Here is a 12658-nt window from a genome sequence, read left to right on the forward strand (position 1 = left end):
TGTTGCTCTGCGATTGCGAAGGCGCTAGGTCTTCGCAGGTGCAGAATCTCGCCCGGAGCCCCGAAATGCCGCATGATGGACAACCGATGACCCAGACCCCGATCCTTGCCGATCTGCGCGCCCTGACCACCGCCGCCCTGCCCGAGGTGGAGGCGCTGTTTGCCTCTGCGCGTGACGGGCTGCGGGCCCAGGTCACGGTGGCGGGCAAGTTGTCGGGACCGGCGCTTGAGGAACGTCAGTTCCAGGCCCATGCGCTGGCCTGGCTGGCTACTTATGTCGAGGCGCTGCGGCAGCTGGATGCCTGGGCGGGGCGCCTCGCTGCGACGGGCAGCTTCGGCGAGATGGAGGCGCTGATCCTGCAGATCGGCTTCGGTGAATATCTCGCGCAGATCGCGGGCGGCATCCCGATGAGCCAGGGCGAAATGGCACGGCTCGCCGATCTGGGGCAGGCTTGGACGCCGGGCGAGGCCGCAGCGCGGTTGATCGCGGGCGGAAACACGCCGGCGGCGCGTGATGCACTCGTGCGGCTGATGCGCGACAATCAGGGACGGGCGACGTTTGGCGCGACAGGCCTTGACGAGGAACTGGAGATGATCCGCGACCAGTTCCGCCGCTACGCCGATGAAAAGGTGATCCCGTTCGCGCACGACTGGCATCTGAAGGACGAACTGATCCCGATGGATGTCATCACCGAGCTTGCCGGGATGGGCGTCTTCGGCCTGACGATTCCCGAGGAATACGGTGGATTCGGTCTGTCGAAGGCCTCGATGGTCGTGGTGTCCGAGGAGCTGAGCCGCGGCTACATCGGCGTGGGCAGCCTGGGCACCCGCAGCGAGATCGCGGCCGAACTGATCCTCTGCGGCGGCACCGAGGAGCAGAAGGCGAAATGGCTGCCGGGGCTGGCCAGCGGCGAAATCCTGCCGACCGCCGTCTTCACCGAACCGAACACGGGGTCTGACCTTGGCAGCTTGCGCACGCGGGCGCGGCGCGATGGCGACGACTGGATCATCACCGGCAACAAGACCTGGATCACCCATGCCGCGCGGACCCATGTGATGACGGTACTGGCGCGCAGCGTCGAAGGCACGACCGACTGGCGCGGCCTTTCGATGTTCCTGGCGGAAAAGACTCCCGGCACAGACGAGACGCCCTTCGTAGATCCCGGCCTGTCGGGCGGCGAGATCGAGGTGCTGGGTTATCGCGGCATGAAGGAATACACCGTCAACTTCGACGATTTCCGGGTCAAGGGCGAAAACCTGCTGGGCGGCGTCGAGGGGCAGGGCTTCAAGCAACTGATGCAGACCTTTGAATCCGCCCGCATCCAGACCGCCGCCCGCGCCGTGGGCGTGGCGCAATCGGCGCTTGAGACGGGGATGCAATATGCTGAGGACCGCAAGCAGTTCGGCAAGTCGCTGATCGAGTTTCCCCGGGTCGCCGGCAAGCTGGCGATGATGGCTGTGGAAATCATGATCGCCCGGCAGCTGACCTATTTCAGCGCCTGGCAGAAGGATCACGACAAGCGCTGCGATCTGGAGGCCGGGATGGCCAAGCTTCTGGGTGCCCGCGTCGCCTGGGCCGCTGCCGACAACGCCCTGCAGATCCACGGCGGCAACGGATTTGCGCTGGAATACCGGATCAGCCGCATCCTTTGCGATGCGCGCATCCTGAACATCTTCGAGGGTGCCGCCGAAATCCAGGCCCAGGTCATCGCGCGGCGGCTGTTCGACTGACAGGTTGACTTCCGCCCCGCACACCCACCCTTGCAGTGGAAAGATGGGTGTGGAGATGGCGATGATGCTTGCAGTTCTGACGAGATTTTGGGGGCTCATCGCCAGACACGTTGTCCTGAAACTGCCGAATGCAAGGTTCGATGTGCGCGGCACGGTGCGGCGGCAGGACCAGCCGACGAAGTGCGCGCCGCCATTGCTGCGCATCTGGCCCGGGGAGCGGGCAGGCCGCGTCTGATCGAGACCGATCGGGAAGCGGATGCCGGCTGGTCCGCGGCAATGTCCGGGGTGGCTGCGGTTGTCCAAACCACCTCACCCTAACCGATTGCCCAACCGAAGGATCCCACCGATCTGATCCGCCCCGCAGTCGAAGGCGCCTGCCGGGTGATGGAGGCTGCGGCAAATGCCGGGGTGAAGCGGGTCGTTCTGACCTCATCGATCGCTGCGGTGTTGGACCTGTCGAAAGGCACACACCTGCATGACGCGTTGGACTGATACGATCCGGCAAAGCCCTTGGCCACCGCCTGCGAAAAGTCGAAGACCCCGGTCGAACACAAGGCGTGGGAGATTGCCAAGGAACGCGGCCTGAACCTGACGGTGATCAGCCCCGGCTTCATCCCGGGCCCGCCGCCGGACCGACATCACGGATCTTCGCTGGGGCTGGTGGAGCGTTTCCTGAAGGGTCGCGGTGCGATGGTGCCGCCGATGGGGCTGGCAATCGTCGATTTGCGCGAGGCGCCGAAGCCGGTGCTCCGTCAGCTGTCGCTGTTGGATGAAGACATACGCACGATCCTGCCCCGGCTGGGCCATACCGACAGTCTGCAGAATGCTCGCGCCGCGCTGGAACTGGGGACGCAGCTCATTTCGCCTCAGGCGGCGACAATCGCTGCGGCAGAGTGGCTGGTCAGCCACGCGACGGCGAGGGGGTGACAGCGACCGCTCCTCGTTCGACTGCGTCTCCTCGTCGCGATGATGTCTCACATGGCGCGTGGTTCGACATCATCGACGAGCCCTGCCCCAGACCCCCGCGCGACGGGCGCTGGACCCCCAGCCTGGGATGCAGCCGTCCGGCGATGCCCCATGACACCAGCAGCCCCACCCCTGCGGCCGCGAAGATGCCGGGCAAGGGCGCGACCAGCAGGATCGCCCAGGCCGCCCCTGGCGTCAGGATGCCCGACACATCGCGGAAACTGGAATAGACCGCCGACATCTCGGTGCGCTCGCTGGGCTTGACCGACATCAGGAAGGGCAAGCCCCCCACCACATCAAGCATCACCAGAAAGACCGAAGCGCTCATGATCAGCCCCACAGTGACCCAGGGCAGGAATGCCAGCAGTCCCGCGGCGACAAACAGCCCTCCACAGGCACCGAAGGCAAGCCGCACCGACCGGCGCACCGACAGGCGTCGGCCCAGCCGGTTCAGGGCAGGCGCGGCGAACAGCAGCGCGTTGGTGATCGAAAGCGCAATGCCACCGACCTTGTCGCCCAGGCCCGCCTCGATGCAGAAGATCGGCAAGTAGACAACATAGACCCACCAGCCGCAGCTGCGCATCACCGCAAAGGTCCAGCCAGCGATCAGCCGGGGCTGGCTGAAGAACCGCCCCAGATAGCCCAGGGGGTTCACTGCCGGCCGCCGGGCCCGCGCAATCTGCTTTCCATTGCCCAGCCGCAGAACCCAGAAGCTGACCAGCAACACCAGCGCGAAGCCCCCCGCCACAACAAAGGGCAGCGGCGCCCAGGTATGATACAGCCAGACCCCGGCCATCGGCCCCAGCGTCCAGGCGGCGGCGGCATAGGCCATCTGCACCGACTGGCTGCGCCCGAGGTTGGCGCGGTCCACATAATCCAGCACATAGGCGTTCAGACAGACGAAGATCGTCACTGTCGCCATGGCATTGCACACCAGCGCCAGCGGCACTGACCAGCCTGTTCCGACCGCGCCCAGCGCATTGCCCACAAGGTAAAGGACGACCCCGCCGGTATAGGCCCAGCGGCGCGGCACCCGGCGCGTGGCCCAAGGGACCATCAGCCCCCAGACCAGCGCCACGATGCCAGAGACGAAATAGACGACCGACGTGGTCTGCGCATCCTTCAGCGCATCATAGACCACCAACGGCATGGTCGAGATCAGAACCCCGCGGATCGCGGCATCAAGGCCGGCCAGCAATGCGAAATGCTCGATGCGGGGCGTGGGGCTGTGCTTCAGCGCCAGGGGCAGGTATCGGGTGGCCATGCCCCAACTTCGATGCCCGAAGCCAGGGTCCGTCTGTCACGGGCGCGACATCCGGTGTCGCTTCACGTCGGGCGGGCCAGAAGGTCCAGAAACCGCGACCGCGCCTCGGGCAGGGGCTTGTCATGCAGAACCGGGCGCAGGCCCCGGTCAAGGAAATGCCCGGTCAGCTTCAGCCCAAGGTTGACAGCCTCGCGGTTCAGCGGGCCGGTGCCTGCCAGCCCCTCGGGCAACGGCAAGAGCCGGTCGGCCCAGTCGCCAGCGCCTTCGGCCGTCACTGCCCGGCCGGATTTCGGGCTGACATAGGCCAGTCCCTCAGTAGCACCGGTTACAGCGCAACTGGACAGGTCCAGACCGTAGCCCAGGCTCTCCAGCAAGTGCAGTTCCCAGCGCAGATAGGCAGAGGTCCAGTCCCCCTGCCCCAGCGTATCGAACAGGGCCAGTGTGACCGGCCACAGCCCGGGCTGGGGCTCGCGCTCGGGCAGGGCGATACGCAGCAACGCGCAGGCCGACAGAAGGCCGGCCAGTGCCAGACGGTCCGACAGCAGATGGGCCCGGCTTCGGATGGGTTCGACGGTGAAGCTGCCCAGATGATCGTCAAGCCGCGCGCGCCAGTCCAGCATCAGCCCTGTACCGGGTTGCAGCGTGGCGGCCATCTTCCGCGACGCACCGCCCCGCACAACGCCGGCGTGACGGCCATGCACTGCGGTCAGCACCTCGATGATCGCGGCACTTTCTCCATGCGGCCGCATGGACAGAAGGATGCCTTCGTCGCGCCAGTCCATGCGCCGACTATCCTTCGCGGCTGCGGGCCGTGCAACTCACTCCGAAAGGCCTTCCTCGTCCAGCAATGTGCGCCCCTGCCGGTCTTCCAGCTCGATCACCCATAGGTCGGGGTCGCGCGCCCGCGTCCTGCCTACCAGAGCATCGACATCGGTTTCCGGCCCCTCGGCCAGCAGGAACCACGCCCTAGCTCCGGTCAGGATGTCCGACCGCCGCTCCCACGCCCTCGCCATCCCGTCCATGAGCGCAACCTTGACCAGCACCGCCCCGGCCTCTGGATCGCCCCTGGCGGTGACATAGGCGGGGATTCCGGCAAGCTCCAGCCGCTTGAGATAGGCCGAGACCCAGATGTGGGTTGCCAGACGCGGCACCATCATTTACCCTCGGGCCACCGGAGTTGCCCGAAGGTTCCCCGCCAGAGTTTTCGATTCGTTCCGTACAGATCAGGCATCGCCATCCCTGAAGTCGAGGCCCATTTCCGAATAGCGTTCGGGTTCGTCCAGCCAGTTGGGCCGCACCTTGACCTGAAGGAACAGGTGAACCGGCCGGCCCAGGAATTCGGCGATCTCGGCCCGGGCCGCCTGGCCGATGGCCTTGATCGTCTCTCCCTTGTGGCCCAGCACGATCCCCTTGTGCCCTTCCCGCGCGACATAGACCACCTGGTCGATCCGGGTCGATCCGTCGGGCCTATCCTCCCATTTCTCGGTCTCGACCGTCAGCTGGTAGGGCAGCTCTTCATGCAGGCGCAGGGTCAGCTTCTCGCGCGTCATCTCGGCGGCGATCATCCGCATCGACAGGTCGGCGATCTGGTCCTCGGGGTAGAACCACGGGCCCTCAGGCAGGGTCGCACCCAACCAGTCGCGCAGATCATCGACCCCATGTCCTCGCTCTGCGCTGATCATGAAGGTGCGGACAAAGGGGAAGGCCCGGTTCGCCTCTTCGGCCAGCGCAAGCAGGGTTTCAGCCTTCACCCGGTCGATCTTGTTGATCGCCAGCGCCACGGGCTTGCCCTTGGGCATCTCGTCGCGCAGGCGCTCGATGATTGCCATGACACCTTCAGTCAGCCCGCGGTGCGCCTCGATCAGCAGAACGATCACATCGGCATCCGAAGCCCCGCCCCAGGCGGCCTTGACCATGCTGCGGTCCAGCCTGCGCCGCGGCCGGAAGATGCCGGGGGTGTCCACGAAGACAATCTGCGTGTCGCCCGCCATGGCGATCCCGCGGATGCGCGTCCTGGTCGTCTGCACCTTGTGGGTGACGATCGAGACCTTGGCGCCCACCATCCGGTTCAGAAGCGTCGATTTCCCGGCATTCGGCTCGCCGATCAGGGCAACGAAGCCCGCGCGTGTGGTCATGTGATGGCACCCTTTCCTTGACCCGAACCCATAGGCCAAACCGGCAGAAAAGGCCAGATTTCCCTGCAACGCCAAGCAGGCCTGATCATGAACTGCGTTCGCGTGCGGGCAAGCCCCCGCGAAGATTGCACGCAATCCTGGACAAGCGGCTGCTCAGCCCCCCGAGTCCGCCACCCGATCTAGGAGTGCTCTGGCCGCGGCCTGTTCGGCCACCCGTTTCGACCCGGCAGAGGCCTCGGCCGTCTCGCCGCTGGCCAGTTTGACCCGCACGGTGAAGACCGGCGCATGGTCCGGGCCGGAACGCCCGGCCTCCTCATAGACGGGCGGCGGCATGCCGCGCGCCTGCGCCCATTCCTGAAGGCTGGTCTTCGCGTCGCGCGCGTCGGGCTCCACAGCGGCGATCCGGTCGCCCCACAGCCGCAGGACCAGCGCGCGCGCGGCCTCGAAGCCTGCGTCCACATAGACGGCGGCAATCACCGCCTCCATGGCGTCACCCAGCAGGGCATCTTTCCGGCGCCCGCCGGTCAGCATCTCGGACCGGCCAAGCTTCAGCACATCGCCAAGACCGATCTCGCGCGCCACGGCAGCACAGGTTTCCTTGCGCACCAGAGCGTTGAAGCGGGGGGCAAGCTGGCCCTCGCGCGCGCTTTCGTCGGCCGCAAGCAGCGCCTCGGCCATGACAAGACCCAGCACGCGGTCGCCCAGGAACTCCAGACGCTGGTTGTCGGGTCGGGTGGCCGTTCCGATCGAGGCATGCGTTACAGCACGCAGAAGAAGCTCGGGCTGCCGGAAACGGTGTCCGAGCCGGGCCTGGAAGGCGACAAGTTCGGCCGAAAGCCTCACTCGATCGCCTTGAAATAACGGTCGGACCGCCAGGTCCAGAAATACAGCATCCGGGTTCCGGCAGAGGAAAAGATGATACGGTCGGCGCGGCCGATCAGATATTCTGCTGGAACAAATCCCACGCCGCCCACGGCCTGGGCATAGCGGCTGTCCTGGCTGTTGTCGCGGTTGTCACCCATGAAGAAGTAATGCCCCTCCGGCACAGTGAAGACATCGGTGTTGTCGCCGAAGCCGTTCGTGTCGATGTTCAGGACATGATGCTGGCGGCCCTCGGGCAGGGTTTCGATGAAACGGGACTTCTTGCAGATGCCCCCGGCCCCGACAGCGCCATTCTCACAGCGCGGCAGGTTCCGCATCGGGCCCTGGGGTTCATAGACCTCTTCGAACACGCCGGCCGGTTCCTGCGGGGCGGCAACACCGTTGATGTAAAGGATCCCGTCCTTCATCTGGATCCGGTCCCCCGGCAGGCCGATCAGGCGCTTGATGAAATCCGACCCGTTCACCGGGTGGCGGAACACCACGACATCGCCGCGCTTGGGTTCGCTGGCGAAGATGCGGCCTTCGAAGGGGCACATTGCGAATGGGCAGGAATATTTCGAATAGCCATAGGCCATCTTGTTGACGAACAGGAAGTCGCCGATCAGCAGCGTGTCCTTCATCGATTCCGAGGGAATCCAGAAGGGCTGAAAGAACAGCGTGCGGAAGACACCTGCGATAACCAGCGCCCAGAAGACGGTCTTGATCGTCTCGACAATACCGCCGTCGGACTTTGCCTTCGCCATGATCTGCCCTGCCCCTTGCCCTTTCACGGTCTCGCGCTTCTTGCGCGCAAGCGTCGGGGGAAGTCAAGGCAACCGGCTGTTACCGCGCGGACGGTCGGTCGGAACGACGACCTCGGCACGGAACTCAGGGCCCGCCGTCGGGGCCGTTACGACGAGCTTCCAGTAGCGCCCCACGGGCGGGGTGTTGCTGGCAACGACCTGCTTCATTCCCGGGACATGCACTGTTAGCCGGTGACGCGACGCTTGCCCTGGCAGGATGCCGGAAGGCACAGGGTCGAGGCCCACCGAGGCGGGAAGAACGAAACGGAAGGCAAGGCCCTGGGTGGCATCGGTTTCGCGTGGCAGTGTCCTTTCATCGGTCCACACCGGAAAATCCACGGTCTTGAAGCGCCCGTTGTCCTCGAATTCGTGAACATCGAAACAGGTCAGCACCATGTGGAAAGGTCCGGCGGCAGCAACCGGCCGCTGCACCTTCAGCCGGCCGCTGAGCGCCCCGCCCAGTCGCAGATGGCCGGGTGGATCAAGGTTCAGATGACCATTCCCGAAGGCGCGGTGCCGGCGTTCGTGGCCCACGGCCTTGATCCCGAACCAGACCGCAGCGCCCAGAAGCCCCAGGATCATGATCGAGATCGGATTGACGAAATCCGGGTCGGAGGTATCGAAGCTTCCGGGCCAGCCGATCATCCATCCCAGCCAGCCCGCCACACCCAGCGCCGCCACCGCAACACCCGCCGCCACCAGCGCCTCGATCCGGGGCGAGTATTGCGGCTGGGACATGCTTCACCTCCGGGTGATGGGCCTTGCCTCGATGATGACGAAAGCTTGCGCCCATGGGTGGTCGTCAGTCAAGGTAACATGGATCACTGCCTCATGCCCTTCGGGCGTCATTGCGCGCAGGCGGTCGGCGGCCCAGCCGGTCACATGCATCACCGGCTGGCCCGAGCGAAGGTTGGTCACCGCCATGTCCTTCCAGGCTATGCCCATGCGCAGGCCCGTGCCCAGCGCTTTGGAGCAAGCCTCTTTCGCTGCCCAGCGCTTGGCATAGGTTGCTGCGACCGCGCGCGGCCTGCCTTCGGCCTTGCGCTGTTCGCGTTCGGTGAAGACGCGATCGCGGAAACGGTCGCCAAACCGGGTTAGCGTCGCCTCGATCCGGTCGATGTTTGCAAGATCGGTGCCGATGCCCAGGATCATCGAGGGAGGCCCTTCCGACAGCCGCCGCCGATTTGCGGTCCGGAATTCATGCCGGATTCCGCTGTCACGCGGCCACCCCGCGCGCCAGGTCCATGCGACGGCGCATTTCCTCGATCGCGGGACCTAACCCGCGGAAGATCGCCTCGCCCACCAGGAAATGGCCGATGTTCAGTTCGGTCAGTTCCGGAATTGCGGCGATGGCTTCGACATTGTCGTAGGTCAGCCCGTGACCGGCATGCACCTCAAGCCCCAGGGCGGCGGCACGTTCCGCGCCCTTGCGCAACGCGGCCAGTTCACGCTCGGCCAGTTCGCCGTGGCCTTCCGCCAGCAGGTCGGAATAAAGCCCGGTGTGAAGTTCCACCACTGCCGCACCGATGGCCGCGCTGGCCTCGATCTGGCGCGGGTCGTGGCTGATGAACATGCTGACACGGCAGCCGGCCTCACGCAGCGGGGCGATGTAATCTGTCAGGCGCGGAATGTCGCCGGCCACGTCCAGCCCGCCTTCGGTCGTGCGTTCCTCGCGCTTTTCCGGCACCAGGCAGACGGCATGGGGCCGATGGCGCAGCACGATCGCCTGCATCTCTGCCGTGGCGGCGCATTCGAAGTTCAGCGGAATGGCAATCCCCGCCATAAGCGCCTCGATGTCGGCATCGCGGATGTGGCGGCGATCCTCGCGCAGGTGGGCGGTGATACCGTCTGCCCCGGCCGTTTCGGCCAAGAGCGCCGCGCGCAGCGGATCGGGCCAGGCAGAGCCGCGCGCATTCCGCACGGTGGCCACATGGTCGATGTTGACCCCAAGCCGCAACCTGCCCGGAGCGCGCAATGGCAATGTCATGGTTCCGTCCTCACCCGCTTGTCATCCGTTCAGTCTAGGGCGCGCCCGGGCCGTCGTCACCCGCTTCGTCACCGGGAACCTCGTCGCGCCGCGAGATTGCGGCGGCGGCCTCGGCCAGCTTGGCCCGCATCTTGCGCCGCCGCTCGCCCCGTTCGTGCGCAGTGGCGGCTCGGGCCTTCTGGTAGGCCTCCACCAGGGGGATCGTGACGTAGTAGGCAATCGCGCTGATCACGATCCCCGGCCCAAGGGCACCGATGAAATAGGGCAGGTAGATTTCGTGCCAGAACTGGATCAGACCGTCCCAGCGGGCCTTTTCGGGGCCGAAGATCGAGGTGAAGTTGAACCACAGATCGCTGCCCGCGCCAGCGAAGGCATGACCGATGTAATCGGCATTGAGCGGCGCCTCGATCCCCAGGATCCAGTGGCCCAGTGTCATGGCCAGGACAGCGAAGAAGGGCGTGGTGACGGGATTGGTGTTGAAGGTCGCCAGAAGCGCGGCAAGCACATTGCCCCGCGCCAGGCGCGCCGCCCCCCAGGCGGCAAGGAATTGCAGGCCGGGCAGGGGCAGGAAGCCGATCAGCGACCCCGCAAAGACCCCCCGCGCCACACGGTGCGGCTGGTCCGGCAGGCGGCGCATGCGGTGGACGACATACCGGGTCGCGCGCTTGAAGCCGCCGCGCGGATAGACCTGCTCGCGCAGCCACGCACTCCAGCCCAACGGTTCCCTGCGCTTGAAGACCAATTCGCGTGCCTCTCTGCCCGGGTCGCCTGCCCGCTGTGCCGCCTTAAGGACGCCGTGTCAAATCGCGATGGCGTGCGATCTGCGCAACATCGGTTTCGGCTTCAAGGGCAGTCATCACCATGTGCAGGTGTTCCACATCGCGCAAGTCTACATCAATGATAAGGCGGTAGAAATCCGGCTTGCGGTCGGTGAATCGCAGATCCGAGATATTGGCCTTCTGCTCGCCGATCAGGGTACAGATCCGGCCCAGAACGCCCGCGTCATTGGAAATGGTCAGGTCCAGCGACACCGTGTAGACCGGCGCGTGACGGCCCGAGTGCCAGTGCAGATCCACCCAGCGCGAGGTCTGGTCCTCGAATTCCTCCAGCGCCGGGCAGTCGATGGCGTGAACCACGACACCCTGGCCGCGATAGGTGATGCCGACGATGCGCTCGCCAGGCACGGGCTGACAGCACTGGGCGCGCCGAAAGCTCTGGTCAGCGGTCAACCCGACGACGGGGCGCCTTGCGTCCACCTCTTCCGCCACAGCCTGGGCAAGTTCGGGATAAAGCGTCTCGACCACGCGACGCGCGGGCAGTTCGGCAGATCCAAGGCGGGCGAGCAGGTCGTTCTCGTCAGAAAGCCCCAGCATCTTTGCCGCCGTGCGCAGGGCCTTGTCCGTCGCCTTCTTGCCGACGTGATCGAAGGCGGCGCGGGCCAGTTCCTGGCCAAGCTTGACGAACCGCCCCCGGTCCTCTTCCCGCAGACTGCGCCGGATCGCGGCTTTGGCGCGGCCCGTGGTCACGATGTCGATCCAGCTGGCCTGTGGCCGCTGGCCCTCGGCCGTGATGATCTCGACCGACTGGCCGTTCTTCAGCCGGGTCCACAGGGGCACCCGGATGCCGTCTATCTTGGCCGAGACGCAGGAGTTGCCGATCCTCGTATGGATCGCATAGGCAAAGTCCAGCGGCGTCGCCCCCCGGGGCAACTGCACCACGTCGCCCTTGGGCGTGAAGCAGAACACCTGGTCGGAATACATCTCGAGCTTGACGTTTTCCAGAAACTCGTCGGTGTCGCCCTCGTCCAGACGTTCCGTCAGTGTCGCGATCCACTTGGCCGGATCGACCGCAAAGGGGTTAACCGCACGGACGCCCTCGCGATAGGACCAGTGCGCGGCGACCCCGGCCTCGGCCACCTCGTGCATCTCGCGCGTGCGGATCTGCACCTCGACCCGCTTGCCGTCGCGGCCCGACACGGTGGTATGGATCGAACGGTAGCCGTTCGATTTCGGCTGACTGATGTAATCTTTGAACCGTCCCGGCACTGCGCGCCAGCGCTGATGAATCACACCGAGGATCCGGTAGCAGTCGGCGACCGTGCCGCAGATGACGCGAAAGCCGTAGATGTCGGAGAGCCGGCTGAACGCCAGGTCCTTTTCCTGCATCTTGCGCCAGATCGAATAGGGCTTTTTCGCCCGTCCGTAGACATCGGCCTCGATCTGGGCCTTTTCCAGTTCGTGCCGGATATCGGCGGTGATCTTGTGGACCACATCGCCGGTTTCGCGTTGCAGCGTCAGGAAGCGGCGCATAATGGAATTGCGCGCCTCCGGGTTCAGGACCTTGAAGGCCAGATCCTCCAGCTCCTCGCGCATCCACTGCATGCCCATCCGGCCCGCGAGCGGCGCAAAGATTTCCATCGTCTCGCGCGCCTTCTGGGCCTGCTTTTCCGGACTCATGGACTTGATCGTCCGCATGTTGTGCAGACGGTCACCCAGCTTGACCAGGATCACCCGCAAGTCGCGGGACATCGCCATGAAGAGCTTTCGGAAGTTTTCCGCCTGCTGGCTGCCGGCCGAGGAAAGCTGCAGATTCGTCAGCTTCGTCACCCCGTCCACCAGTTCGGCGATTTCTTCGCCGAACAGGGCGGCAATCTCGGAATAGGTGGAACGGGTGTCCTCGATCGTGTCGTGCAGAAGCGCCGTGATGATCGTCGCATCGTCCAGCCGCTGTTCGGTCAGGATGGCTGCAACGGCGACCGGGTGGGTGAAATAGGGCTCGCCCGACTTGCGGAACTGCCCCTCATGCATCTTGAGCCCGTAAGCGTAAGCCTTGCGGATCAGATCGGCGTTGCACCGCGGATTGTAGTTGCGGACCAGGGCGATGAGGTCTTCGACGTCGATCATCAGCGCCCC

The 12658-nt window shown here is 65.4% G+C and carries 14 protein-coding genes; 3 read left to right on the top strand and 11 right to left on the bottom strand.

All coding sequences use genetic code 11. From position 1 onward, the window contains the following. Positions 1 to 65: 65 nt before the first annotated feature. The 3 genes from EZM81_RS09670 (at position 66) to EZM81_RS09680 (ending at position 2657) form a co-directional block, all read left to right on the top strand. Entirely contained in the window at positions 66 to 1730 is a 1665-nt protein-coding gene (locus tag EZM81_RS09670; RefSeq protein ID WP_136645575.1) for an acyl-CoA dehydrogenase family protein, read from the top strand. A 351-nt stretch (positions 1731 to 2081) separates the two neighbouring features. After that, on the top strand, positions 2082 to 2222 hold the full coding sequence (locus EZM81_RS18765; protein WP_371685738.1) for a hypothetical protein: 141 nt from the start codon (positions 2082 to 2084) through the stop codon (positions 2220 to 2222). Positions 2223 to 2240: 18 nt separating this feature from the next. Then, the gene (locus EZM81_RS09680) at positions 2241 to 2657 is read left to right on the top strand and encodes a hypothetical protein (protein ID WP_136645576.1); all 417 of its coding nucleotides are present in this window, start codon (positions 2241 to 2243) and stop codon (positions 2655 to 2657) included. Here the strand turns inward: EZM81_RS09680 and EZM81_RS09685 are convergent. The 11 genes from EZM81_RS09685 to EZM81_RS09735 all read right to left on the bottom strand — a co-directional run bounded on the left by EZM81_RS09685 (position 2632) and on the right by EZM81_RS09735 (position 12649). After that, the gene (locus tag EZM81_RS09685; RefSeq protein ID WP_136645577.1) at positions 2632 to 3960 is read right to left on the bottom strand and encodes an MFS transporter; all 1329 of its coding nucleotides are present in this window, start codon (positions 3958 to 3960) and stop codon (positions 2632 to 2634) included. The genes EZM81_RS09680 and EZM81_RS09685 overlap by 26 nt on opposite strands. Positions 3961 to 4022: 62 nt before the next feature. Beyond that, the gene (recO, locus tag EZM81_RS09690; RefSeq protein WP_135450780.1) at positions 4023 to 4742 is read right to left on the bottom strand and encodes a DNA repair protein RecO; all 720 of its coding nucleotides are present in this window, start codon (positions 4740 to 4742) and stop codon (positions 4023 to 4025) included. A 36-nt stretch (positions 4743 to 4778) separates the two neighbouring features. Next, positions 4779 to 5114, bottom strand: coding sequence for a DUF1491 family protein (locus EZM81_RS09695; RefSeq protein WP_136645693.1), 336 nt, complete (start codon positions 5112 to 5114; stop codon positions 4779 to 4781). 69 nt (positions 5115 to 5183) lie between these two features. Beyond that, positions 5184 to 6095: a GTPase Era gene (gene era / locus EZM81_RS09700; RefSeq protein WP_136645578.1), complete on the bottom strand. Its 912-nt coding sequence runs from the start codon at positions 6093 to 6095 to the stop codon at positions 5184 to 5186. A 153-nt stretch (positions 6096 to 6248) separates the two neighbouring features. After that, on the bottom strand, positions 6249 to 6938 hold the full coding sequence (gene rnc, locus EZM81_RS09705) for a ribonuclease III (protein ID WP_136645579.1): 690 nt from the start codon (positions 6936 to 6938) through the stop codon (positions 6249 to 6251). After that, entirely contained in the window at positions 6935 to 7723 is a 789-nt protein-coding gene (gene lepB / locus EZM81_RS09710; RefSeq protein ID WP_136645694.1) for a signal peptidase I, read from the bottom strand. The genes rnc and lepB overlap by 4 nt, the downstream gene beginning before the upstream one ends. Before the next feature lie 60 nt (positions 7724 to 7783). Continuing rightward, complete coding sequence (locus EZM81_RS09715) at positions 7784 to 8497, bottom strand: hypothetical protein (RefSeq protein WP_135450777.1); 714 nt, start codon at positions 8495 to 8497, stop codon at positions 7784 to 7786. Positions 8498 to 8500: 3 nt separating this feature from the next. Next, the gene (acpS, locus tag EZM81_RS09720; protein ID WP_135450776.1) at positions 8501 to 8911 is read right to left on the bottom strand and encodes a holo-ACP synthase; all 411 of its coding nucleotides are present in this window, start codon (positions 8909 to 8911) and stop codon (positions 8501 to 8503) included. 64 nt (positions 8912 to 8975) lie between these two features. Next, positions 8976 to 9734 (bottom strand): pyridoxine 5'-phosphate synthase, encoded by a 759-nt coding sequence (locus tag EZM81_RS09725; RefSeq protein WP_136645695.1) that lies wholly within the window; start codon positions 9732 to 9734, stop codon positions 8976 to 8978. Positions 9735 to 9780: 46 nt separating this feature from the next. Further along, positions 9781 to 10464: a DUF2062 domain-containing protein gene (locus tag EZM81_RS09730; protein ID WP_248298184.1), complete on the bottom strand. Its 684-nt coding sequence runs from the start codon at positions 10462 to 10464 to the stop codon at positions 9781 to 9783. A 67-nt stretch (positions 10465 to 10531) separates the two neighbouring features. Continuing rightward, positions 10532 to 12649, bottom strand: coding sequence for a bifunctional (p)ppGpp synthetase/guanosine-3',5'-bis(diphosphate) 3'-pyrophosphohydrolase (locus tag EZM81_RS09735; RefSeq protein ID WP_135450774.1), 2118 nt, complete (start codon positions 12647 to 12649; stop codon positions 10532 to 10534). Between the last annotated feature and the right edge of the window lie 9 nt (positions 12650 to 12658).

Source organism: Tabrizicola sp. YIM 78059, assembly GCF_004959785.1.
GTDB lineage: Bacteria > Pseudomonadota > Alphaproteobacteria > Rhodobacterales > Rhodobacteraceae > Tabrizicola > Tabrizicola caldifontis.